24 protein-coding genes are annotated in these 23,822 nt (G+C 63.2%); 21 read left to right on the top strand and 3 right to left on the bottom strand.

Annotated features, from left to right (window positions below; translation table 11 throughout):
• The first annotated feature begins 63 nt into the window (after positions 1 to 63).
• The 21 genes from RKP46_RS06870 to pgsA all read left to right on the top strand — a co-directional run bounded on the left by RKP46_RS06870 (position 64) and on the right by pgsA (position 20,021).
• A complete protein-coding gene (locus RKP46_RS06870) occupies positions 64 to 1,971 on the top strand; it encodes a potassium transporter Kup (RefSeq protein ID WP_311105954.1) in 1,908 nt (635 codons plus the stop codon).
• Positions 1,972 to 2,055: 84 nt separating this feature from the next.
• The gene (glyQ, locus tag RKP46_RS06875; protein ID WP_311105955.1) at positions 2,056 to 2,964 is read left to right on the top strand and encodes a glycine--tRNA ligase subunit alpha; all 909 of its coding nucleotides are present in this window, start codon (positions 2,056 to 2,058) and stop codon (positions 2,962 to 2,964) included.
• Between the two features lies 1 nt (position 2,965).
• Positions 2,966 to 5,038, top strand: a complete 2,073-nt coding sequence (gene glyS, locus RKP46_RS06880) for a glycine--tRNA ligase subunit beta (RefSeq protein ID WP_311105956.1) — start codon at positions 2,966 to 2,968, stop codon at positions 5,036 to 5,038.
• A complete protein-coding gene (gene gmhB / locus RKP46_RS06885; RefSeq protein WP_311105957.1) occupies positions 5,035 to 5,571 on the top strand; it encodes a D-glycero-beta-D-manno-heptose 1,7-bisphosphate 7-phosphatase in 537 nt (178 codons plus the stop codon). The genes glyS and gmhB overlap by 4 nt, the downstream gene beginning before the upstream one ends.
• Complete coding sequence (locus tag RKP46_RS06890) at positions 5,571 to 6,314, top strand: lysophospholipid acyltransferase family protein (protein WP_311105958.1); 744 nt, start codon at positions 5,571 to 5,573, stop codon at positions 6,312 to 6,314. Before gmhB ends, RKP46_RS06890 begins: the two co-directional genes overlap by 1 nt.
• A complete protein-coding gene (locus tag RKP46_RS06895) occupies positions 6,298 to 7,056 on the top strand; it encodes a SprT family zinc-dependent metalloprotease (RefSeq protein WP_311105959.1) in 759 nt (252 codons plus the stop codon). Before RKP46_RS06890 ends, RKP46_RS06895 begins: the two co-directional genes overlap by 17 nt.
• Positions 7,057 to 7,226: 170 nt before the next feature.
• Complete coding sequence (gene rpoE / locus RKP46_RS06900) at positions 7,227 to 7,826, top strand: RNA polymerase sigma factor RpoE (protein WP_311105960.1); 600 nt, start codon at positions 7,227 to 7,229, stop codon at positions 7,824 to 7,826.
• Entirely contained in the window at positions 7,820 to 8,296 is a 477-nt protein-coding gene (locus RKP46_RS06905) for a SoxR reducing system RseC family protein (RefSeq protein ID WP_311105961.1), read from the top strand. Before rpoE ends, RKP46_RS06905 begins: the two co-directional genes overlap by 7 nt.
• Before the next feature lie 80 nt (positions 8,297 to 8,376).
• Positions 8,377 to 9,813, top strand: a complete 1,437-nt coding sequence (locus RKP46_RS06910; protein ID WP_311105962.1) for a DegQ family serine endoprotease — start codon at positions 8,377 to 8,379, stop codon at positions 9,811 to 9,813.
• An 8-nt stretch (positions 9,814 to 9,821) separates the two neighbouring features.
• Positions 9,822 to 10,061: a glutaredoxin family protein gene (locus RKP46_RS06915; protein WP_311105963.1), complete on the top strand. Its 240-nt coding sequence runs from the start codon at positions 9,822 to 9,824 to the stop codon at positions 10,059 to 10,061.
• Positions 10,062 to 10,153: 92 nt separating this feature from the next.
• On the top strand, positions 10,154 to 11,944 hold the full coding sequence (lepA, locus tag RKP46_RS06920) for a translation elongation factor 4 (RefSeq protein ID WP_311105977.1): 1,791 nt from the start codon (positions 10,154 to 10,156) through the stop codon (positions 11,942 to 11,944).
• A gap of 12 nt (positions 11,945 to 11,956) precedes the next feature.
• On the top strand, positions 11,957 to 12,745 hold the full coding sequence (lepB, locus tag RKP46_RS06925) for a signal peptidase I (RefSeq protein WP_311105964.1): 789 nt from the start codon (positions 11,957 to 11,959) through the stop codon (positions 12,743 to 12,745).
• Positions 12,746 to 12,754: 9 nt separating this feature from the next.
• Positions 12,755 to 13,117 (top strand): DUF4845 domain-containing protein, encoded by a 363-nt coding sequence (locus RKP46_RS06930; protein WP_311105965.1) that lies wholly within the window; start codon positions 12,755 to 12,757, stop codon positions 13,115 to 13,117.
• Positions 13,117 to 13,788 carry a ribonuclease III gene (rnc, locus tag RKP46_RS06935; RefSeq protein ID WP_311105966.1) on the top strand — a complete coding sequence of 224 codons (672 nt, stop codon included), beginning with the start codon at positions 13,117 to 13,119 and terminating at the stop codon, positions 13,786 to 13,788. The genes RKP46_RS06930 and rnc overlap by 1 nt, the downstream gene beginning before the upstream one ends.
• Positions 13,785 to 14,669, top strand: coding sequence for a GTPase Era (gene era, locus RKP46_RS06940; protein WP_311105967.1), 885 nt, complete (start codon positions 13,785 to 13,787; stop codon positions 14,667 to 14,669). Before rnc ends, era begins: the two co-directional genes overlap by 4 nt.
• Positions 14,670 to 14,713: 44 nt before the next feature.
• Positions 14,714 to 15,430 (top strand): DNA repair protein RecO, encoded by a 717-nt coding sequence (recO, locus tag RKP46_RS06945; RefSeq protein ID WP_311105968.1) that lies wholly within the window; start codon positions 14,714 to 14,716, stop codon positions 15,428 to 15,430.
• Positions 15,427 to 16,194 carry a pyridoxine 5'-phosphate synthase gene (locus RKP46_RS06950; RefSeq protein WP_311105969.1) on the top strand — a complete coding sequence of 256 codons (768 nt, stop codon included), beginning with the start codon at positions 15,427 to 15,429 and terminating at the stop codon, positions 16,192 to 16,194. Before recO ends, RKP46_RS06950 begins: the two co-directional genes overlap by 4 nt.
• Positions 16,191 to 16,568 carry a holo-ACP synthase gene (acpS, locus tag RKP46_RS06955; protein WP_311105970.1) on the top strand — a complete coding sequence of 126 codons (378 nt, stop codon included), beginning with the start codon at positions 16,191 to 16,193 and terminating at the stop codon, positions 16,566 to 16,568. Before RKP46_RS06950 ends, acpS begins: the two co-directional genes overlap by 4 nt.
• Positions 16,565 to 17,584: a beta-N-acetylhexosaminidase gene (gene nagZ, locus RKP46_RS06960; protein WP_311105971.1), complete on the top strand. Its 1,020-nt coding sequence runs from the start codon at positions 16,565 to 16,567 to the stop codon at positions 17,582 to 17,584. The genes acpS and nagZ overlap by 4 nt, the downstream gene beginning before the upstream one ends.
• A gap of 41 nt (positions 17,585 to 17,625) precedes the next feature.
• Positions 17,626 to 19,443, top strand: a complete 1,818-nt coding sequence (gene uvrC, locus RKP46_RS06965) for an excinuclease ABC subunit UvrC (protein ID WP_311105972.1) — start codon at positions 17,626 to 17,628, stop codon at positions 19,441 to 19,443.
• A complete protein-coding gene (gene pgsA, locus RKP46_RS06970) occupies positions 19,443 to 20,021 on the top strand; it encodes a CDP-diacylglycerol--glycerol-3-phosphate 3-phosphatidyltransferase (RefSeq protein ID WP_311105973.1) in 579 nt (192 codons plus the stop codon). Before uvrC ends, pgsA begins: the two co-directional genes overlap by 1 nt.
• 77 nt (positions 20,022 to 20,098) lie before the next feature.
• Here pgsA and RKP46_RS06975 read toward each other — a convergent pair whose 3' ends face one another.
• The 3 genes from RKP46_RS06975 to RKP46_RS06985 form a co-directional block, all read right to left on the bottom strand.
• On the bottom strand, positions 20,099 to 20,971 hold the full coding sequence (locus RKP46_RS06975; protein WP_311105974.1) for an SCO family protein: 873 nt from the start codon (positions 20,969 to 20,971) through the stop codon (positions 20,099 to 20,101).
• A 19-nt stretch (positions 20,972 to 20,990) separates the two neighbouring features.
• The gene (cyoE, locus tag RKP46_RS06980; protein WP_311105975.1) at positions 20,991 to 21,887 is read right to left on the bottom strand and encodes a heme o synthase; all 897 of its coding nucleotides are present in this window, start codon (positions 21,885 to 21,887) and stop codon (positions 20,991 to 20,993) included.
• A 123-nt stretch (positions 21,888 to 22,010) separates the two neighbouring features.
• On the bottom strand, positions 22,011 to 23,705 hold the full coding sequence (locus tag RKP46_RS06985; RefSeq protein WP_311105976.1) for a cbb3-type cytochrome c oxidase subunit I: 1,695 nt from the start codon (positions 23,703 to 23,705) through the stop codon (positions 22,011 to 22,013).
• Positions 23,706 to 23,822: the final 117 nt, after the last annotated feature.

Raw genomic sequence — 23,822 nt, forward strand, 5'->3', positions numbered from 1 at the left:
ACGCAGCCGTTTGCCTGCCCGGCGGGGCAGGGAACTCATCATCCAATTCGAGGGGGGAGAAAAATGACTGCAGAAAATGCGCCGCACGGCGGGCAATCCGGCCTGGCGGCGACCGCGCTGGCGGCGATGGGGGTCGTCTTCGGCGATATTGGAACCAGTCCCTTATATACCGTACGCGAGGTCTTCGGCGGCCATCATCCGGTTGCCGTGACGTCCGACAATGTCCTCGGGATACTCTCGCTGGTCTTCTGGGCGATGACCATTACCGTGTCAATGAAATACGTGCTGGTGATCACGCGCGCCGACAACAAGGGCGAGGGCGGCATCATGGCCTTGACCGCGCTTGCGCTGCGCACCGCCAACGCCTCGCCGCGCGTCCTCTGGCTGCTCTCTCTGCTGGGGATTTTCGGCGCCGCGCTGTTCTACGGCGATGCCGTGATCACCCCGGCGATGTCGGTGCTCAGCGCAGTCGAGGGGCTGGAGGTGATCACGCCGCTGCTCAAGGCCTACATCCTGCCGATTACCGTCACCATTCTGGTTCTACTCTTCTTTTTCCAGCGCAACGGAACGGCCGCCGTCGGCGCCTTGTTCGGACCGGTGATGATGCTCTGGTTCGCCACGCTGGGCGCGCTCGGCTTGTGGAACGTCTTGCAGTATCCCGAGGTGCTGGCGGCGATCAATCCGTGGTACGCAGTCAGGTTTTTTGTCGACAATCGGGGGCTTGCCTTCCTGGCGCTGGGGGCGGTCGTGCTCGCCATCACCGGTGGCGAAGCGCTCTACGCCGACATGGGCCATTTCGGTCGACGGGCGATCAAATGGGCCTGGTTCGCTTTCGTCTTTCCCTTGCTCTATCTCAACTACCTCGGACAGGGCGCCTTGCTGCTGCACGATCCCAAGGCGATCGAAAATCCCTTCTTCCTGCTGGCGCCGAGCGAGCTCTTGCTCGTTCCGCTCGTCGTCCTGGCCACCGCGGCCACCGTGATTGCCTCGCAGGCGGTCATTTCCGGCGCCTTTTCGCTGACCAGCCAGGCGATGCAACTCGGCTACTGCCCGCGCATCCAGGTCAAATTCACCTCGGAACGCGAGAAGGGGCAGATCTACGTGCCGAACATCAACTGGCTGCTCCTGCTCTCGGTGATCGTCGTCGTCGTCGGTTTTCGCTCGTCGTCGAATCTGGCTGCCGCCTACGGCATCGCCGTCACCTTGACCATGATGATCGATACGATCCTCGCTTTCGTCGTCGTGCGCGCACTGTGGAAGTGGAACTGGACGTACGCCGCGCTGTTTCTGCTCTTCTTCGTCATCGTCGACTTTGCGTTCTTTTCCGCCAACGTGACCAAGATCCTCGATGGCGGCTGGTTTCCGCTGGTGCTCGGCCTGTCGGTGTTTGCTCTGCTGTCGACCTGGAAACTGGGTCGCAAGCTCCTCTACGAAAAGCTGCAGGCGGAGTCGATACCGCTCGCGGCCTTTCTCGAAAGCCTGGCTACCGGTGGGCCGCAACGGGTTGAGGGGACAGGCATCTTCATGACCGCCGAGCCGCAGGGCGTACCGCGTGCGCTCTTGCATAATCTGTATCACAACAAGGTCCTGCACAAACGCGTCGTGCTGATCAACGTCGTTACCGAGGACGTGCCACACGTTGCCGAGGACGAGCGGGTGCGCGTCGAGTGCTTGCCGGCCGGCTTCTTCCGCGTCTTCGTCCGCTACGGTTTCAAGGACGATCCGGATGTGCCGCACGTCATGGATCTGTGTGCGGCGCAGCACGGTCTGCGTTTCGAGATGATGGAAACGTCGTTCTTCCTTGGTCGCGAGACGGTGGTCACGATGCCGATCTCGCGTCGCTCGCGCATGGCCTATTGGCGGCAGATCCTGTTCACCTGGATGTTCCGCAACGCCGATACGGCGACCGCCTTTTTCAAGATTCCGCCCAACCGGGTGGTCGAACTGGGCGCTCAGGTCGAGTTGTCGTAAGGCGCCTGCTTGCCGCGTGTGCGATTGCGTGCGCGGCATGCAGTAGAATTGTCCACTTCGCTTCGGCTCCAATTCGATACTGCCATGCCCACTTTTCAGGAAGTCATTCTGCGTCTCGAGAACTTCTGGGACAAACAAGGTTGTGCGCTGCTCCAGCCGTATGATGTGGAGGTCGGCGCCGGGACGTTTCATACGGCGACCTTCTTGCGTGCGATCGGACCGGAGCCATGGAACGCGGCCTACGTGCAGCCCTCACGCCGGCCAAAAGATGGTCGCTATGGGGAGAACCCCAATCGGCTGCAGCATTATTACCAGTATCAGGTGGTCCTCAAGCCGTCGCCCGACAACATTCAGGAACTCTACCTCGACTCCCTGCGCGCGCTTGGCATCGCCACCGCCGAGCATGACATCCGGTTTGTCGAGGACGACTGGGAAAGCCCGACGCTGGGCGCTTGGGGGCTGGGCTGGGAGGTCTGGCTCGACGGCATGGAAGTGACGCAATTCACCTACTTCCAGGAGGTCGGATCGTTGCCGTGCAAACCGGTTCTCGGCGAGATCACCTACGGCATTGAGCGGCTGGCGATGTATCTGCAGGGTGTCGAGAACGTCTTCGACCTGGTCTGGGCGTCGGGACCGGGTTACCGCGTGACCTACGGGGATGTTTACCACCAGAATGAGGTCGAACAGTCGAAGTACAACTTCGAGCATTCGAACGTCGAGCTGCTCTTCCGTCATTTCAGCGAGTTCGAGGCGGAAGCGACGCGTCTGATTGCCGCCGGGCTTGCCTTGCCGGCCTACGAGATGGTGATGAAGTGTTCGCATACGTTCAACCTGCTCGACGCGCGCGGTGCCATTTCGGTCACTGAGCGCGCCGCGTACATCGGACGGGTACGCGCCTTGGCGCGCGAGGTGGCGCAGGCTTACCATGATTCGCGTCAGGCACTCGGCTTTCCGATGTGCCGGGCGCAGACGATCAGCCGCGGGGAGGACTGAGATGAGCGATACGCTTCTGATCGAGTTGCGCACCGAAGAACTGCCGCCGAAGTCGCTCAAGAACCTGTCCGAGGCTTTCGCCGAGGCGATTTGTTCAGCCTTGCGAGCGCAACAGTTCCTGCATGCCGACAGTGTCTGCACGCCGTATGCGACTCCCCGTCGCCTGGCCGTTGCGATTACCCGGGTTGGCGAGCGCCAGCCCGAGCGGGTGATCGAGAAGAAGGGACCGGCGGTCGCCGGTGCCGTCGATGGCGAAGGACGGCCAACTCGAGCACTCGAGGGTTTCATGCGGGCGGCCGGCGTCTCGTTTGCCGAGCTGCAGCGGACGCGCGAAGCAAAAGGCGAGTACTTCGTCGCGCGGCGGACGCAGAAGGGCGAGGATCTGGCCGCCTGCCTCGGCGAAATTGTCACGCAGGCGGTGCGCAAGCTGCCGATTGCCAAGCTGATGCGCTGGGGCGACTCCGATCATCAGTTCGTCCGTCCGGTACACAGCCTGATCTGCCTGCATGGCGCGCGTGTCGTTCCGGCTGAGGTGCTTGGCCTGCGCAGCGGGCGCGCCACCCTGGGTCATCGTTTCCTGTCGCAGGGCGAGATCAGCCTGGCCGACGCCGAAGACTATGCCGCCCGCCTGGCGGACGGCAAGGTCATCGCGTCGTTTGGCGAGCGGCGTGCGTCGATCGCCGGGCAGCTGGCCGACGCGGCAAGCCGGCTGGCGGCGCGCATCAACCCGGCCGATGGCCTGCTCGATGAAGTCACGTCGCTGGTCGAGTGGCCGGTAATCCAGGTGGGCGAGTTCGAGGCCGAGTATCTTGCCGTGCCGCAGGAGTGCCTGATCCTGACCATGCAGCAGAACCAGAAGTATTTCCCGCTGCTCGACAGCGAGGGCTGGCTGCTCAACAAGTTTCTCATCGTCTCGAACATGGAAGTGGCCGATCCCGGCCCGATCATTCGTGGTAACGAACGCGTCGTCCGTCCACGCTTGTCCGACGCGCGCTTCTTTTTCGACCAGGACCGCAAGAACGGTTTTGCCAACCGGGTCACCCGCCTGGCGTCGGTGGTCTACCATCACAAGCTCGGCACGCTTGGCGATCGCGCGCAACGGCTTGGCCGGCTGGCGCGCAGCATTGCCGGGAGACTGCACGCCGACGCCAATCTGGCCGAGCGCGCGGCGCTTTACTCGAAGATCGACCTGCTCACCGACATGGTCGGCGAATTCCCCGAACTGCAAGGGATCATGGGGCGTTATTACCTGCTGCACGAAGGCGGTCTGCCGGTCGTTGCCGATGCGATCGAACAGCACTACCGCCCGCGCTTCGCAGGTGATGTCCTGCCCGCGGGGAATATCGCTTGCGCCGCCGCGTTGGCCGACAAGCTTGATGCCCTGGTCGGCTTTTTTGCCATCGGCCAGGTGCCGACCGGCGACAAGGATCCCTTCGGCCTGCGCCGGGCCGCGCTCGGTGTTCTCCGCATCCTGATGGAAACACCGCTGCCGCTCGATCTGGCGGAGCTGATCGGCGAGGCCAAGGACGGTTTGCGTCGGCAAGGGATTCAACTGCAGGAAATCGACGAAGCTCTGTTGAGCTTCATGCTCGAACGGCTGCGCGGTACGCTGCGCGAGGCCGGTCACGCGGGCGATGTGATCGAAGCGGTTCTCGCCCAGCGACCGACGCGAATCGATCTCGTCCCGGCGCGCCTGGACGCGGTCCGCGAGTTTCTCGGCTTGCCGGAAGCGCAGGCGCTGGCGGCAGCCAACAAGCGCATTGGCAACATTCTGCGCAAGGCGACTGGCCCGCTGCCCGAGCCGGACATCGCGCTGCTCGAGGAAGAGGCCGAGAAGGCGCTGTTTCAGCGCGTCATTCTGATCGCTCCGCAGGTGAGTTCGCATGTGCAGAATGAGGACTATGCCGACGCGCTGAAGGTTCTCGCCGCGGTGCGCAGCGAAGTCGATCGCTTTTTCGACGAGGTCATGGTCAACGTTGAAGAACCGCTGCTGCGCAACAATCGTCTGGGCCTGTTGAAAGCGCTTTACGACGAACTGAACGCCGTAGCCGACATTGCGAAACTGACGGTATGAAACTGGTCATTCTCGATCGCGACGGCGTGATCAACTACGATTCGAAGCAGTTCATCAAGTCGCCGGCAGAATGGCGGCCGATTCCCGGCAGCCTGGATGCCATCGCGCGCTTGCACGAGGCCGGCTATCTGGTCATCGTCGCGACCAATCAGTCCGGCATCGGGCGCGGGCTCTTCGACATGGACACGCTGAACGCCATCCACGACAAGATGCACCGTGCGGTGCTGGGCGCCGGTGGGCGGATCGACGCGATCTTCTACTGTCCGCACCCGATCGAGGCCAACTGCAACTGCCGCAAACCGAAGACCGGCATGCTGGAGCGCATCGCCGGTTGTTTCAACGTCGATCTGGCGGGGGTGCCGGCGATAGGAGATTCTCTGCGTGATCTGCAGGCGGCGGCCGCGGTGGGTGCCAGGCCGCTCCTCGTGTTGACCGGCAAGGGAACCGAAACCCAGGCCGGCGGCGGGCTGCCGAGCGGGACGACGGTCTTCCCTGATCTTGCTCTGGCCACCAACTACATCCTGGGCGCCTGATGCCAGCGTTGCGGACAGCGCTTTTCCTGCTCCTCGTCGGCCTGTGGACGATTCCCTTCGGGATCCTCGTGACGCTTGCCCTCGTTTGCCCCTTGCCGTTCCGCTACCGCATCATCGCCACCTGGCGGGCCGGTTTCATGGCCTTCTGCCGCTACCTGCTCGGTCTTCGCTACCGGGTGATCGGGCGCGAGAACATGCCGTCCGAACCGGCCATCGTGCTCAGCAAGCATCAGTCGGCGTGGGAAACGGTCGGCCTGCAGGAAGTCTTTCCGCCGCTGGTTTTCGTGATGAAACGCGAGTTGCTGCGCGTGCCGTTCTTCGGCTGGGGACTGGCGGCGCTGAAGATGATCTCGATCGATCGTGGTGAGGCCAAGGAGGCGCTCAAGCAGGTCTTCGACCAGGGGAGCGAACGTCTGGCGGCCGGCTACTGGGTGGTTATCTTCCCCGAAGGTACACGCGTCGAACCCGGGCTCACCAGTCGCTACAAGCCGGGTGGCGCGCACCTCGCCGTGCGCAGCGGGCACAAGGTGGTACCGGTTGCGCACGATGCCGGGGAGTTCTGGCGCAAGAGCAGCTTCGCCATTACGCCCGGGCTGATCACCGTCAGCATCGGGCCGGCGATCGATCCTGCCGGCAAGACTGCGGCGCGCATCAATTCTCTGGCGTCGGCCTGGATCGAGGCGGAGATGCGGCGCATCTCGCCGCACCGCTATCCTGGCCCGGCCGATGCGGCCTCCGCTTGAGCGATCGGCGCAGCGCGGCGCAGCCGTCGCCAGCCAGGACGTCCAGCGTACGATCGTCATCGGGGGGCAGACCATCGGCTACTCGCTACGCCGATCGACCCGACGCAGCATCGGCCTCGTCGTCGACCGCCATGGCTTGCGCGTCAGCGCACCCTTGTGGACATCACCCGGCGACATCGAGCAAGCCCTCTTGCGGCACGCCGACTGGATCGCGCGCAAGTTGGGCGAGTGGCAGCCGCCGACGGCCGCGCTACTCTCGATTGGCGATGGGCAGCGGGTTCCGCTGCTCGGCGATTGGCTCACGCTGCGCCTGGCGAGCGGAGCCAACCGCGCCGTCTGGGCAGCGGAGGGCACTGCCCCGACGCTCACCCTCTTCCTGCGCCGTCCGGAGGATGCGCCGCGGGTACTGGAAAAAGCGTTGCGCGAGCGCGCGCGAGCGCTGTTCGCCGCGCGCATTGCCCATCACGTGCCGCGGCTTGGCGTTCGCCCGCCGGCCTTGTCGCTTTCGTCGGCGCGTACGCGCTGGGGCAGTTGCAGCCGACGGGGAGCGGTTCGCCTGAATTGGCGACTGGTTCATTTCCCGATCGCGGTGATTGATTACGTGGTCGTTCATGAACTGGCGCACTTGCTCGAAATGAACCATGGACCCCGCTTCTGGTCGCTGGTCGCACAGCATTGTCCTGACTTCCGGGCACTGCGCGCGCGCCTGCAGCAACTGGCGGCCGGCTGCCCGAGGTGGTGAGCCGGTCGCGGCGAAAGGAATGATCGAGCGCTCTGCGCCGCCTTCGGCCAGAGCGCTCCGGCGAGCGACTGCCGGGTGCGGCCGCTCACGCACTGTTACGTTGGGCTTGTACGCTTGCGCTATACTGCCCTGACAAACTCTCACAGCGGGTGATGGGAAAAGCACTAGGCATGAGCGAACGCGAAGTAGACCACGCTTTGGTTGAGCGAGCCCAGGCCGGTGACGGCCAGGCCTTCGAGGTGCTGTTTGCCAAGTACCAGCGCAAGGTTGCGCGTCTGCTGTCGCGCTACATTCGTGACCAGTCGGAGGTCGAGGATGTATCGCAGGAGGCGTTCATCAAGGCGTATCGTGCATTGCCGTCGTTTCGTGGCGAGAGTGCCTTCTACACCTGGCTCTACCGGATCAGCATCAATACCGCGAAGAACTATCTCGTTGCGCAAGGACGGCGCGCTCCGACCTCGACCGAGGTTGACGCGGACGATGCCGAGAGCTTCGAGGACGCCGGGCAACTGCGCGACATCAACACGCCGGAAAGCCTGCTGCAATCGCGGCAGATTGGCGAAACGATCGACGCGGCGATGGCCGGCTTGCCGGATGACTTGCGCAGCGCGATCATGCTGCGCGAGATCGAAGGCATGAGTTACGAAGAAATCGCCGAGGCGATGAACTGCCCGATAGGTACGGTGCGCTCGCGCATTTTTCGTGCGCGCGAGGTGGTTGCCGACAAGCTGCGACCGCTGCTCGATACAGCGGCCGACCGCCGATGGTAGACGCGAGCGAGCCCTCGGCGACGGCGGGCGACGGCGATCGTCGGTATGGTGAGCAGAGCGAAGTCTGGGCGGTGGTCGTCGCCGTAGACGGTGACTTGGCAACGGTGCGCGTCGAGGACAGCGGCTGCGGTCATTGCAGTGCGCCGGGTGGCTGCGGCGGGCGGCTTGCCGTACGCCCGGCGTGCGATGCGCGGCGGACGTATCGCGTGGCGAATGGGGCTGGGCGGGTCGCCGGTGAGCGCGTGCGCGTGTTGTTGCCTGCCGGGTCGATACGGCGCAGCGCCGTGGCCGCCTACGCTTATCCGCTGCTCGCCTTGCTTGGCGGGGCGCTTGGCGGATCGGAGCTGGGTGGCGAAGCGGGCGCGCTGGGCGGAGCCCTGCTTGGCCTCGGAATCGGCTGGCTGCACTTGCGGCGCGTCGAGTGGCGTTGGCGCGGCGATGCAAGCCTGAGGCCGTCAATTCGCCCCTGAGCGCTTGAATCTGCTTTCGCTGCCCCCAGTTGGGAAATTGCTCTATGGTCTTGGCTGACACTCAGGAGGCATTCGCTGCCATGAAACAGTTGTTCGTCGGTTTCCTTCTCCTTTTCTCGTCCTTTTTCGCCCAGGCGCAGAACCGTGGCTTGCCCGACTTTACCGAGCTGGTCGAGAAGCAGGGCGGGGCAGTGGTGAACATCAGCACGATTCAGTCGGCACGTAACAGCGCTCGCGGCGCGCAGCCTTTCCCGTTCGACGAGAACGACCCGATGTTCGAGTTTTTTCGCCGTTTCATACCGCGCCAGCCGGGAATTCCGGGAACACCGCGCGACTTCGAGAGCCGTTCGCTCGGCTCGGGGTTCATTGTCAGTGCCGATGGCTACATTCTGACCAATGCGCACGTGGTTGATGCCGCCGACGAAATTCTCGTTCGGCTGACCGACAAGCGCGAGTTCAAAGCGCGCGTCGTTGGCGCCGACAAGCGGACCGACATTGCCCTGCTCAAGATCGACGCAACTGCCTTGCCGGCCGTGCGCTTTGGTGATCCGGCCCAGCTCAAGGTCGGCGAATGGGTGGTTGCCATTGGCTCGCCGTTTGGCTTCGACAACAGCGTGACGGCGGGGATCGTCAGCGCCAAGGGGCGCTCGTTGCCGCAGGAGAACTACGTGCCTTTCATCCAGACCGATGTCGCGGTCAACCCGGGCAACTCGGGCGGGCCGCTGTTCAACATGAGAGGCGAGGTGGTCGGAATCAACTCGCAGATTTATAGCCGGTCAGGCGGATTCATGGGGATTTCCTTCGCAATTCCGATCGACGTGGCGATGGAAGTGCAGGCCCAGTTGCGCAGCCATGGCCGGGTGAGCCGCGGTCGCATCGGCGTCGTCATACAGGAGGTGACCAAGGATCTGGCCGACTCCTTCGGTCTGGGCAAGGCGCAGGGGGCGGCAGTAAGCTCGGTGGAGAAGGGCGGACCGGCCGACAAGGCGGGGATCGAAGCGGGCGATGTGATCCTCAAGTTCGACGGCAAGACGATCAATGGATCGAACGACCTGCCACGCATCGTCGGGGCCAGCAAGCCGGGAAGCCGGGTCAGCGTCCAGTTGTGGCGCAAGGGGGCGAGCAAGGATATCACGCTGGTAGTCGGTGAAATGCCGGACGAAAAGGTCGCTGCGCGCAGCGCCCGCGGAGCGAAGCCGAGCGAGCGTGCGGCGAATCGGCTGGGCTTGGTGCTGTCCGAACTGAACGCCGAGCAGCGGCGCGAACTGCGCACGAACGGGGGCTTGCTGATCGAGGAGATTCGCAGCAATACCGGTCGTGCGGACTTGCGGCCGGGCGACGTGATTCTGGCCGTCATTGCGCGCGGCGAGAGTGTCGAGGTGAGAACGGTCGAGCAGTTCAACAAGCTGTTGGCGCAGTTCGACAAGTCTGCCAACGTCACCTTGCTCGTGCGCAGGGGCGATCTGCAGACCTTCGTCACCCTCAAGGGAGGAAGCAGCGAGAAGCGCGGCGAGTGAGCGGGCGAATGAAGCTGACGCTCGTCTCGCGCGGCTATTGCCATCTCTGCGCGGAGATGGAAGCAGCCCTCGCGGTGCTCGCCGGGGAGTTGTCCTTCGAACTCGAGGTGGTCGACGTCGACGCCGATCCGCGGCTGCTTGCCCGCTACGACGAATGGGTGCCGGTACTCCTGCACGGCGAGAGCGAACTCTGCCATTACCGCCTCGATCCGAGCAAAGTCCGTGATTATCTGAGCGGAATCGGCTAGAATCCGCGCCTTCAGGCTGTTCGACCAAGGGTGCCCGCCGGCACCCTTTTTTTCAGCGGACGAACGCCGGCGACAGGACGACGAAGATGTTCATGCAGCACATCCGGAATTTCTCGATCATCGCGCACATCGACCACGGGAAGTCGACTCTGGCCGATCGGATCATTCATCTGTGTGGAGGACTTTCGGATCGCGAAATGGAAGCGCAGGTGCTCGACTCGATGGATATCGAGCGTGAGCGCGGCATTACGATCAAGGCGCAGACCGCGGCCCTGCAATACCGGGCGCGTAACGGCCAGACGTACAACTTGAACCTCATCGATACGCCGGGGCACGTCGACTTTTCCTACGAGGTTTCGCGTTCGCTGTCAGCCTGCGAGGGTGCCTTGCTGGTCGTCGACGCGTCGCAGGGTGTGGAGGCACAGACGGTAGCCAATTGCTATACGGCAATCGAACTGGGCGTCGATGTTCTGCCGGTATTGAACAAGATCGATCTGCCCTCGGCCATGCCCGACAAGGCGCAGCAGGAGATTGAGGATGTGATCGGCATCGACGCCTCGCACGCGGTTCTTGCCTCGGCAAAGACCGGTCTTGGCGTCGAAGATATTCTCGAAGCGATCATCGAGCGCATTCCCGCTCCGCAGGGCGACGTGGATGCGCCGCTCAAGGCATTGCTGGTGGACGCCTGGTTCGACAATTACGTCGGCGTCGTCATGCTCGTGCGCGTCTTCGACGGCAGCTTGCGACCGAAGGACCGCATCCGCCTGATGGCGACCGGGTCTACGCACCTGTGCGAGCAGGTGGGCGTGTTCACGCCGAAGGCGCTCGTCCGCGATGTCCTGCGCGCTGGTGAAGTCGGTTACGTCATCTCGGGAATCAAGGAACTGCAGGCCGCCAAAGTGGGCGATACGGTGACACTCGTCGAGCGTCCGGCGGCGGCCGCGCTGCCCGGTTTCAAGGAGATCAAGTCGCAGGTGTTCGCCGGTCTTTATCCGGTCGAGTCGAACCAGTACGACGCGCTGCGCGAATCGCTTGAAAAGCTGAAGCTGAACGATGCCTCGCTGCGTTTCGAACCCGAGGTCTCGCAGGCGCTCGGCTTCGGGTTCCGCTGCGGCTTCCTTGGCCTGCTGCACATGGAGATCGTTCAGGAGCGCCTCGAGCGCGAGTTCGATCAGGATCTGATCACCACTGCGCCGACTGTCGTGTATGAAGTCCTGATGCGTGATGGCAATCTGCTGCAGGTGGAGAATCCGGCCAAGTTGCCCGACCTCGCCAAGATCGAAGAGATCCGTGAACCCATCATCACGATCACGGTGTTCGTTCCGCAGGACTATCTCGGCAACGTGATCACCCTGTGCAACCAGAAGCGCGGCAATCAGGTGGACATGAGCTATCACGGACGGCAAGTCCAACTGGTCTACGAGATGCCGATGGCGGAAGTTGTGATGGATTTCTTCGACCGCTTGAAGTCGGTTTCGCGCGGCTACGCTTCGCTCGACTACGAGTTCAAGGCGTATCGGGCAGCCGATGTCGTCAAGCTGGACGTTCTGATCAACGGCGAACGCGTCGATGCACTTTCCATCATTCTGCATCGGGCGAACTCGGTTTTTCGCGGGCGCGAGCTGGCGAGCAAGATGCGTGAGCTGATTCCCCGCCAGATGTATGACGTGGCGATTCAGGCGGCGATCGGCGCGAACATCATCGCGCGTGAGAACGTCAAGGCGATGCGCAAGGACGTTCTCGCCAAGTGCTATGGCGGCGACATCACGCGCAAGAAGAAGCTGCTCGAGAAGCAGAAGGCGGGTAAGAAGCGCATGAAGCAGGTCGGTTCGGTCGAGATTCCGCAGGAGGCCTTCCTGGCCGTCTTGCGCGTGGGCAAGTAGAGGAGAAGACGCGTGAATTTTGCTCTGATCCTGCTGATCCTGGTGCTGATCAGCGGTGTCATCTGGGTGGCGGATGCCTGTTTCCTGCGCCGGCGGCGCCCGGCGGATGGGCCTGATCCCTGGTGGGTCGAATATGGGGCCGGTTTCTTTCCGGTGATTCTGGTCGTTTTCCTGCTGCGCTCCTTCCTCGTCGAACCGTTCAAGATTCCCTCCGGCTCAATGATACCGACCTTGCTGGTTGGAGATTTCATCCTGGTGAACAAGTACACCTACGGAATCCGCCTGCCGGTTGCCAACTGGAAGATGATTGAAGTCAACTCTCCGAAGCGCGGCGATGTGATGGTCTTTCGCTATCCGGTTGATCCCTCGCTCGATTACATCAAACGAGTGGTCGGCGTCCCGGGTGACCGGATCGCTTACCAGAACAAGCGGTTGACGATCAATGGTCAGCCGGTCGAGCTGCAAAAGGTCGAGGATTACCTGCATCCCGAGCGACTCTACTATTCGAAGCAGTTCGTCGAGAAGATCGGTTCGGCCGAACACCGGATCCTCAATGACGACGAGGCGCCACCGTTCATTGCCGGCCCTGAGCAGTTTCGCCAGCGAGAGAATTGCTCCTACAATGGCGCCGGGGTGACTTGCACGGTGCCCGAGGGGCAGTACTTCGTGATGGGCGACAATCGCGACAACAGCCGTGACAGCCGCTTCTGGGGCTTCGTCCCGGAAGAGAATATCGTCGGCAAGGCATTTTTCATCTGGCTGAATTTCGGTGATTTCGGACGGATTGGCTCGTTCAACTGAGGAGCGTTCATGAATCGACAGCGAGGGATCGCGCTTTCGGGCGTCATCGTCTGGGGTATCGTCATCGCCATCGTGGCGGTTCTTGCCATTCGTGTTCTGCCCGAAGTGATGGATTACTACAAGATCCGGCAGGCGGTCAAGGCGGTCGCTGCCGAGGGATCGGGCAAAACCGTGGGCGAGCTCCGCCAGGCGTTCTCGCGCTATGCCGAGGTCGAGCATATTCAGACGCTGACCGCGGCCGATCTGGACATCTTCAAGGAAGACAATCAGGTCGTCATCGCCTTTGCCTATGAAAGGCGCATTCCGCTGGCGGGCAATGTCAGCTTGCTGATCGATTTCCGCGGTTCGTCGAGCAAGCTCGGCGTCGATTGATGAGCGTGCACCCGATAGAACGTGCTCTCGCTTACCAGTTTCGCGATCAGGCATTGCTGCATACGGCTTTGACCCATCGCAGCTTTTCTGCGCAGCATAACGAGCGCCTCGAGTTTCTCGGCGATTCGATTCTGAATGCGATCATCGCGCGCTGCCTGTTCGAGCGTTTTCCGGCGCTCCCGGAAGGCGACCTGTCGCGCTTGCGTGCGCATCTGGTGCGCCAGGACCGACTTTACCAGCAAGCGCTGACACTTTCGCTGGGCGAATTTCTTCGCCTTGGCGAGGGCGAGCAGAAGAGCGGTGGGCAACGGCGGCCATCGATTCTGGCCGACGCGCTCGAGGCGCTGTTTGGCGCTCTGTGGCTGGATGCCGGCTTTGAGCCTGCCGGCGCAATCATTGCCCGCTTGTATGGCGAAATGCTCGCGGGACTGAACGCCGAGCAGGAAATCAAGGATGCCAAGACGCGTCTGCAGGAGTACCTGCAGGGCCGACGTCTGCCGCTGCCGCGCTATTCGCTGCTGCGCAGCGAGGGCGAGGCGCATGCCCAGCAGTTCACCGTGCGCTGCGAGCTTGCCGCTGCGGGCCTGGCGAGCGAGGGAAGCGGCAGCAGCCGGCGCGCCGCCGAGCAGGTGGCTGCCGAGCGCGCGCTGCTCATGCTGAGCAAGCCGTGAGCAGCGTGCGCGCCGGACGTATCGCCATCGTTGGCCGGCCAAACGTCGGCAAGTCGACGCTGCTCAATGCGCTCGTCGGTGAGAAGCTGAGCATCGTCTCGCGTCGCGCGCAAACGACGCGCAGCAACATTCTGGGGATTCTTACACAGGACGACGCGCAGTATGTGTTCGTCGATACCCCGGGTTTTCAGACGAAGCACGGCAGTCCGCTCAACCAGCGGATGAACCGGGGGGTGAGACAGGCTCTGGGCGAGGTTGACCTGGTGCTGCTCGTCGTGGAAGCTGGTCGCTACGATCAGCAGGACCGCGTTGTGCGGCAGCTTGTCCCCGCCGCTTGCCCATTGATCGTCGCGGTCAACAAGATCGATCAGATTGCCGACAAGAATGAATTGCTGCCGTTTCTTGCCCGGCTGGCCGGCGAGGGCGACTTTTCAGCAATCGTCCCGGTCAGCGCTACGCGCCGATCGCAACTGGATTTTCTCCTCGGTGAATTGCGCCAGCGTCTGCCCGAAGCGGAGTGGCCGTATGCCGACGATGAGCTGACCGACCGGAGCGAGCGCTTTCTGGCGGCTGAATACATCCGGGAGAAAGTTTTTCGGCTGATTGGCGACGAGCTGCCCTATGCCGTGGCCGTCGAGATCGAGCGTTTCGTCGTCGAGGGTGGGCTGCGCCGAATCGCAGCCGCCATCATCGTCGACCGTCCGGGGCAGAAGCCGATCCTGATCGGCCGCGCAGGTCAGACGATGAAGAGAATTGCTTCGGAGGCGCGGCAGGACATGCAGGCGATGTTCGGCGGACCGGTCTTTCTCGAGGTCTTCGTCAAGGTCAGATCGGGCTGGGCAGCCGATGAGCAGGTGCTCGCCAGCCTTGGTTACGAGTAGCACGCCGGTCAGCGAACGAAGATGCCGGGCAGACGAGTTGGCAGGTGAATCAGCGGAACAAGGTGGACGGTCAGCCGGCGTTCGTACTGCACGCTTACCCGTACAGTGAAACGAGCCTGATCGCTGATGTCCTTTCGCGCGACTACGGCCGCCTGGCCCTGCTGGCGCGCGGCGCCCGGCGGCCGCGCTCGGCCTTGCGCGGATTGCTGCTTGCCTTTCAGCCGCTCGAATTGGCATGGGCAGGCAGCGGTGAAGTGAAGACGCTGATCAAGGCCGAGTGGCAGGGCGGACAGCCGCTGCTCACCGGCCGCTCGCTGTTCTGCGCCTACTACCTGAATGAACTGCTGATGCAGATGCTGCCGCGCGAGGATGCGCATGCGCGTCTGTTCGCGGTTTACGCGGAAACGCTGCAGCGCTTTGCGGTGAGCGCGCAGGAAGGCGATCTGCGCCGCTTCGAGCGCGTGCTCCTGCAGGAACTCGGTTACGGGCCGATGCTCGAGACCGATGTCGAAGGTCTGGCGGTCGACACCGAAGCAGACTACGTTTACCAAATCGAACGCGGGCCGGTGCGAATCCTGCCCGCCGACGAACGAACGCGTGCGCTCAGCGGCCAAACCCTGATCGACCTGGCGCGCGAGGATTTCTCCAATCCGCGCTCGCTGGCTGAGGCCAAGCAACTGATGCGCACACTGATCGCTCACTACACGGGTGGCCGGGCGCTGGTCAGCCGCATGATTTTCCGGGAGCTACAGGAACTATGATCGAACTCGGCGTCAACATTGATCACGTGGCGACGATCCGTCAGGCGCGCGGCACTTACGAGCCGGATCCCGTCTGGGCCGCGGTTGAAGCACATCTCGGCGGGGCGGACGGAATCACCATACACCTGCGCGAGGACCGCCGGCACATCCAGGACGCTGATGTCGAGAAACTGCGCGACCTGGCGCAGATCAAGCTCAATCTGGAGATGGCGGCGACCGACGAGATGCTCGCCATCGCTTGTCGACTGAAGCCACAGATGGCCATGCTGGTGCCAGAGGGCCGGCATGAGGTGACTACGGAAGGCGGGCTGGACATCGTCGCCCAGGAGGCCAAGCTGGCGCAGGCGGTGGCGCGTCTGGGCGAGGCCGGCATCGTAACCAGTGTCTTCATCGACGCCGAACTGGCTCAGGTTGAAGCGGCAGCGCGTATCGGCGCACGCGTCTGCGAGATCCATACCGGACCCTATGCGCACGCCTTCTATACGCAGGGACGCGATTCGGAGAGTCCGGCGGCGCTCGCCGAACTGGCCCGGATTCGCCAGGCGGGCGAACGCGTCAGCCGGCTCGGCATGCGCTTCAACGCCGGTCATGCGCTGAACTACTTCAACGTGCAGCCGGTCGCCCAGTTGGCCGGGATTCGCGAGTTGCACATCGGTCACGCGATTATCAGCCGGGCGATTTTCGTCGGCTTGCAGGCCGCCGTGCGGGAAATGAAACGCCTGCTGCGTGAAGCCCAGGCGACGGCGGCCGGAGGCAGCCGATGATCGTTGGTGTGGGGACCGACATCGTGGCTGTCGGGCGCTTGCTCAGGTTCTACGAACAGCATGGTCAAGGCGCGCTCAATCGCTTGCTGTCAGCGCGCGAGCGTGGCGAGTTCGACCCTGGCGGGCAGACGGGACGGTTTCTGGCCAAGCGCTTCGCCGCCAAGGAAGCCTTTGGCAAGGCGCTGGGGACTGGTCTGCGCGCGCCCGCCACGCTGCTCAGCCTGAGCGTTGCGCACGATGGGCTGGGTCGGCCGTTTTTCGAGTACGCACCGGAACTGGCCGCGCATCTGGCCGAACTTGGTCTGCGCGCGCACCTTTCGATCAGCGACGAGAAGGAATACGCTATCGCCTTTGTCGTGATGGAGCAGCAATGAGCAGCACCTCTTCCGGTCCATTGATGATCGACATTGCGGGAAGCGCCTTGAGCGAACTCGATCGCGCGCGCTTGTGCCATCCGCTGGTCGGCGGCCTGATCCTCTTTTCGCGCAACTACGAATCGCCCGAGCAACTGGCGCGCCTGACCGCCGAGGTGCATGCGCTGCGCTGTCCGCCGCTGCTGATCGCCATCGATCATGAGGGCGGGCGTGTGCAGCGCTGCCGGAAGGGATTCACCCGTTTGCCCGCGATGCGCTGTCTCGGCCTGGAATGGGAGAAAGACCCGGCACAGGCCATCACCGTGGCGCGCGATCTGGGTTATCTCCTGGCGGCTGAACTACGCGCCTGCGGCGTCGACCTGTCGTTTACGCCGGTGCTCGACCTCGACTGGGGGCGTAGCCGCGTGATCGGCGACCGCGCCTTTCATCGCAGCCCGGCGGCTGTCGTGGATCTGTCGCGGGCGCTGATCGAAGGGCTGCACGGCGCGGGAATGTCCGCTTGTGGAAAACACTTTCCGGGCCATGGCTGGGTCGAACCCGATTCACACGTAGACCTGCCGGTAGACGAACGTCGGCTCGAGGAAATGGCGCTCGATCTTGAACCGTATCGCCGACTGAGCCTTGACGCAGTGATGCCGGCGCACGTGATCTATCGCCGGGTGGACGAACGGCCGGCCGGTTTCTCGCCGTTCTGGCTGGCTTTGCTGCGTGACGAACTGCGCTTTGCCGGGACTATCTTCAGCGATGACCTGTCGATGGCGGGGGCAGGGGTTGCCGGTGGTCCGGTCGAACGCTGTACGGCCGCCTGGCAGGCGGGTTGCGACATGCTGCTGCTGTGCAACTCACCTGCGTCGGTCGACGATGTTCTGCACAAATGGGACGCCGAACCTGATGCGCAGCGCGCGCAAAGAATCCAGCGCCTTGCGCCACGCGGCAAGTCGCCCGACTGGTCCGAACTGCGTGGCCAGCCGGCCTACCTCGCCGGCGTCGTTGCCGCCGAGCGCCTGGCCGTCTGAAGGCAAGCGGCGAGGCGGCGGCAGCCAATCGGCGTATCTCGATGAGCGAAGCATTCGACACGAAATCGCTGCTGGCCAGCACGAGCGAGCTTCCCGGCGTCTACCGCATGCTCGATTCGCTGGGCAAGGTGCTCTATGTCGGGAAAGCAAAGAACCTGCGCAAGCGACTAGCCTCGTACTTTCGCGCCAGGCAGGCGAGTCCGCGCATCGCGCTGATGGTCAGCCAGATCGCGCGCGTCGAGACGACCGTCACCCGATCAGAAGCCGAAGCGCTGTTGCTCGAGAACAATCTGATCAAGAGCTTGGCGCCGCGCTATAATATTCTGTTTCGGGATGACAAATCTTATCCCTATATCATGCTTACGCATGACCGCTGCGCACGCTTGGGGTTCTTTCGTGGGGTGACCGACCGCCGGGCGGACTATTTCGGGCCTTTTCCCTCGGCGGTCGCCGTACGCGAAAGCATCAAGCTGCTGCAGCGCATGTTTCGCCTGCGCACGTGCGAGAATAGCGTCTTCAGCAACCGCTCCCGGCCTTGTCTGCTCTACCAGATCAAACGCTGCTCAGGTCCGTGCGTCGGAAAGATCGAGCCGGCGTCTTACGCGCAGGATGTGCAGATGGCCGCCATGTTCCTGCAAGGGCGGCAGCAGGAGGTCATTCGCAGTCTCAGCACAGCGATGGACCAGGCGGCGGCCGGGCTGGCCTTCGAGCAGGCGGCGATCTATCGTGACCAGATTCAGTCCTTGCGGCAGGTGCAGGACAAACAGTACGTCGAGACGACCCGGGATGCCGATATCGATGTCATTGCAGCGGTCGACGAAGGCGGCGTGCTCTGCGTCAACCTGGCGATGATTCGCGGTGGCCGGCACCTTGGCGACCGTCCTCAGTTTCCGGCCAACTCGGCCGACTCGCTGCCGTGCGAAGCCTTGCTTGCCTTCCTCTACCAGCATTACTCAGTCCATCCGGTTCCCGCGCGCATTCTGGTCAACCTGCCGCTGCCTGACAACGAGGTCAATGACTGGCTGAACGCGATGGCGACGCGGCGGACGCGCGTCATCGAGGCAAGGCTGACAGAGCAGCGCATCTGGCTGGCGATGGCCGAACAGAATGCGCGTCTGGCCATCGCGGCGCGGCGCAGCCTTTCGCTGCGACAGGTCGAGCGCCTGCAGGCGCTGGCTGAGGTGCTGCAGATCGAACTGGTCGACCGCCAGGAGGCACGAATCGATTGTTTCGACGTCAGCCATACGCAGGGGACGGCAACGGTTGCGGCTTGTGTGGTCTATCGGGAGGGCGAAATGCGCCGGTCGGAGTACCGCCGGTTCAATATTCGTGATGTTTCGCCCGGCGACGATTACGCCGCGATGCGGCAGGTCGTTCTTCGCCGCTATGAGAAGGTAGCCGCGGGGGAGGGCGCCGAACCGGCAGTGGTGATCATCGATGGCGGTGCGGGTCAGGTGGCGGCGGCGGCCAGCGCGCTGGCCGAACTTGGCCTGTCGCATCTGTTCCTGCTTGGCGTGGCAAAGGGCGAGGCGCGAAAGCCTGGCCTGGAGACGCTGGTTTTTGCCGATGGCCGGCCACCCTTGAGCCTGTCACCGGACGATAGGGCCTTGCATCTGATTCAGGAAATCCGGGATGAAGCGCATCGTTTTGCCGTTACCGGGCATCGTGCGACGCGCAGCCGGGCCGCCCGCACTTCGCAGATCGATGAGATTGCCGGGATTGGACCGAGGCGAAAGAAGGCCCTGATTTCGCGCTTTGGTGGCCTGCAGGGCATTTGCGCAGCGGGTGTCGACCAACTGGCTGCCGTTCCCGGAATCAGCCGGGAACTGGCCGAAAAGATCTACGCAGCGCTCCACTGATGCCGCTCAACATCCCGATTTTCCTGACCTGGCTGCGGATCATCCTGATTCCGCTGATGATCGCCGTCTATTACGTGCCGGAGGCGTGGGTGCCGGGGATGGGGCGCGATCTGCTCGCGACGCTGCTCTTCGTCGTCGCCGCGGCGACCGATTGGCTTGACGGCTATCTGGCTCGACGGTGGCAGCAGACATCGGCTTTTGGCGCATTTCTCGACCCGGTGGCCGATAAGCTGATGGTCGCCGCGGCGCTCATCCTGCTCGTCTGGCTGGATCGACTGGACGCTGTTCTGGCGACCATCATCATCGGTCGCGAAATTACGATTTCGGCCTTGCGCGAATGGATGGCGCAGATTGGCGCGCACCGCAGCGTTGCCGTGTCGATGGTCGGCAAGGTCAAGACGACCGCCCAGATGGTCTCGATTCCGCTGCTTCTCTATTACCAGCCGCTTGCCGGTCTGGATGTCGTCCGCCTTGGCACCTGGTTGATCTACGTCGCGGCGGTGCTCACGCTCTGGTCGATGGGCTACTACATGCGTATGGCGTGGCCGCACCTGATCGAGCAGGACCGCCGCCGGTGAGCGCTCAAAGGGACGGTCACCGCGAGCGACTCAGCGAAGCCTTCATTGGCGACGACCGTGCGCCTGGCGCGGGCGGCCTACGGCTCGCTGCGACGCCGGTTCTTCCAGAAATGGATAGAAAGGTAGATGAGAAAGATGACGAAGCAAAGGAAGCCGGCCGCCTGCAGATACAGCGCGTAGTTCGTCCGATAGCGACCGGTGACCGGGTCGTAGATCGAGCAGATGATGCGGACGCGTTCAATGATTTCGTCCAGGGCGCTGCTTTCGGGCGGTAGCGGCGCGCCGGCGATCAGGCGCTTGAGGGGCTCGGTGAGATCTTCGGCGCCAAATTTCTCGCCATAGACCTGGCGGACGATGGTTCCCTGCGCGTCGACCATCGTCACCTGATTGAGGTGATCGAAGCCGGCCGCCGTGGCAACGAAACTGAAGCCGAAATTCCGCGTCAGGTCGCCGACGATGGCCGACGATGGGCTGAGGAACTCCCAGTTCGGCAGGTGGATGCCGTATTGTCGGGCGAAATCACGTAGCGCGCCGGGCGAGTCGAAGGGTTGGTTGAAACCGATGCTGATCACGTTGAAACGGTCTGCACCTACGACGCTGACTGTGTTCTGAATGGCCTTCTGCAGGTTGCGCGTCGTCGTCGGGCAGACCTGGAAGCACGCCGTGTAGATGAAGTTGACCAGCAAGGGCTTGCCGCGGTAGCGCGTCAGGCTGACCGGCCGCTCCTGCCGATCGAGCAGCGTAAAGTCGCCCACCGGCCGACCGATCGCCGCTTGCGAAAGGGAAAATGCAGCTTTCTCGTCAAGCGTGGTCAGCGCTAAACCCCCGCTGGCGCCTTGTGGGCGTGCGGTCAGCTTCACCTTCTCAGCCGGGGCGTCTTCCGCCCACACTGGCATGGCGCCAAACACAGCAAGCGCTACGGCGAGCGCCCGGGCGAAAATGCAGGACATGCTGACTGATCGCTCCGCCTTAGAAGACAAGTTGCGCGTCGGCGATGGCGGCCGCGAGGACGAGCGTCAACTGCAGCAAGGAGGCATGGAAACAGGCCATTGCCGTCTGCCGGTTGGGTGCGCGCGTCAACCGCCAGGCTTTCTCGATGAAGACCAGGCCGCCGAGCGCGGCGCCGCTCAGATAGATCGCGCCGAGACCGAAGGCGACGGGCAGCAGCGAGGTGGCGACCAGGCCCAAGGTGCTGACGAAGATCGCCTGGGCTGCGCGCTGGTCGCCAACGACGACCGGCAGCATGGGCACGCCGGCATTTGCGTAGTCGTCACGGAAAGCGATCGCCAGGCTCCAGAAATGCGGTGGTGTCCAGAGAAAGAGGACGAGGGCGAGCGCCAGCGGCACCGCGCCGAGCTGCGGGTTGCTGGCGCTTGCGCCGGCAAGCACTGCCCAACTGCCGGCGAGCCCGCCGAGAACGATGTTCATCCATGTGCGCCGCTTCAGCCAGACCGTGTAGACGATGGCGTAGAAGAAGGCGCCGAGAAAAACGAAGAGTGCCGACCAGGCGTTCAGCGCCAGCCACGCTGCGCCGACGGAGACAATCAGCAAGGCGACGATGATCAGCAACCAGATTGGCCCGTGCTGAATCTCGCCGGTGGCAAACGGGCGCTGGCGCGTGCGCGACATCAGGCGGTCGCTGGCGTACTCGTAGTACTGGTTGAAGGCGCCCGCGCTGGCTGATGAAACCAGGACGGAAAGCGTCAGGACGAGCAACTGCAGCAGGCTCAGGCCCGGTCCAGAACTCACCGCCAGTCCGGCGAGCGCGGTGAACGTGATGACGATACCGATGCGCAGCTTGAAGACGCCAAGAATCGCCCGTATGGGCAAGCTGGGTGTGCCGGTCGACAGAGGGGTTGAGGGCATGGGCTGTACGGGCGAAGCGATCAGATGAGCGGGCTTGATGCCTGTTTTCCGACCTGTCAGCATCCGGTCGGTGCGCCCGGATGCTGACAGGTCCCTGCGCCGCGGCGCAGGAACCTTGCTTGGTCAGCTAAGCAGCCAGACTTCCGAGAGATACTTCCAGTTGACGAAATAATACAGTACGAAGGAAACGAAGAGCAGCAGTGCGAGGACGACGGTGCCGGGAACCGCGACATGCTCACTGCCGTGCGCCGCGGCCGAGGCCGCCTGCGTATGCACGGGAATAGGCGTCGGGCGGTCCGACACCTTGCCGCCGTCAAGCTTCTTGCCGAAGAGCAGCGAACCCACGACGAGCAGGATCCACAAGCCACCGCCAATCACGGCGAGGACACCGAAGATGCCGGTCAGGCCCATCATCAGATAGGCCGCGCCCGGCCACTCGTACTGGAACGGGGCGCCTGAAAAAGCCATGTCCCAATGCCGGCGGGAGACGCCGAGTGTTCCGGCGCCCATCATCACCAGGCCGAGCACCGACATGCTGATGCCGAACAGGTAGGGCTGGATCTGGCAAAGCTTGGGCAGGATCATTTCGCGCCGGAAGAGCACCGGAACGAGAAGATAGGTGACCGCCATGAACGCCAGCGTCGTACCAGTTACGACCGTCGTGTGGAAGTGGCCGGGAACGTAGAAGGTGTTATGCATCAGCATGTTGATCTGCTCTGTGCCGAGGACGACACCGGAAATTCCGCCCAGGAAGCCGAAGCTGACGAGCGAGATGAACATGCCGGAGAACACCGGATTGCCCCACGGCGCCTTGCGCAGCCACTCGAACAGACCATTCGTGTAGCCCTTGCGGCGCTGCGCTGCCTCGATCGCACCGGGCACGGTAAAGCCATGGATCATCGACGCCATGACGGCGAAATACATGAAGTACGACGTGTTGAGGACCTTCCACTCGGCGCTCATGCCCGGGTCGGAGAGCAGGTGATGCGCGCTGGCGAGCTGCAGGAAGAGGATGTAGAGCAGGAAGGCGAAACGCGACACCTTCTCCGAAAGCGGCTTGGCGCCGAAGACGACGGCAGCGATCAGGTACCAGACGGCGACGTGCGCGGCGACGTTGATCTGCTGCGACGAGTGGCCAAGACCCCACCAGACCATGCGGTACAACTGGGCGTCGATTTCCTTCAGGATGCCAAGCGACCAGAGCAGCGTCGGCAGTAGAATGCCGGCGCCGGCGAGGATGGTGAAGGTAGCAATGATCGCCGCGGTCAAGGCACCGAAAGTCACCAGCGGCAGCGAACCCTGGTAGGTCTTCTCACGCTTGGCGACGACCAGCGTGCCAAAGAAGACGGCGACGCCGAGCAGCGCACCGACCGCGACGAGAATGATCCCCAGGTAGAAGTGCCAAGCCGCCTGCATCGGGACGTACGAGGTGAACATGACGCTCGATTCGCCCTGGAAGACCGCGACGTTGGTCACGATGCCGCCGATTGCCATCAGCCAGAAGGCGAGCCACGCGATCCTGGGCGCCGCCAGTCGGCAGCGGAGCAGCGTCGACGATGCGAAGTAGAGGACCGCCATCTCGAAGAAGAGGATCCACAGGATCAACATGTCGATCCCGTGTGCGGTGAGAATCAGATAGAACTGGTCCGCCGGCAGCAGCTTGATCGCCGGCCAGCGGGTCAGGATCACGAGCAGGGCAGTAATCCCGCCGACCAGCAGCCAGAGAACACCGGCTACGGCGTTCCAGCGCATCAGCTTTTCGGCCTGGTCCTCGAACTGGAGTCCGGAGACGGGACAGGTACGGTAGGTGGTTGCCATCGAGTTGTTCTCCCCCTTATTTGACGTAGATACGGCCGAGCATCGAATGGTGGCCGATGCCACAGTATTCGTTGCAGACGATGGCGTACGTACCTTCCTTGGTCGGCGTCATCTTGA

It is taken from the genome of Accumulibacter sp. (assembly GCF_031732815.1).
GTDB lineage: Bacteria > Pseudomonadota > Gammaproteobacteria > Burkholderiales > Rhodocyclaceae > Accumulibacter.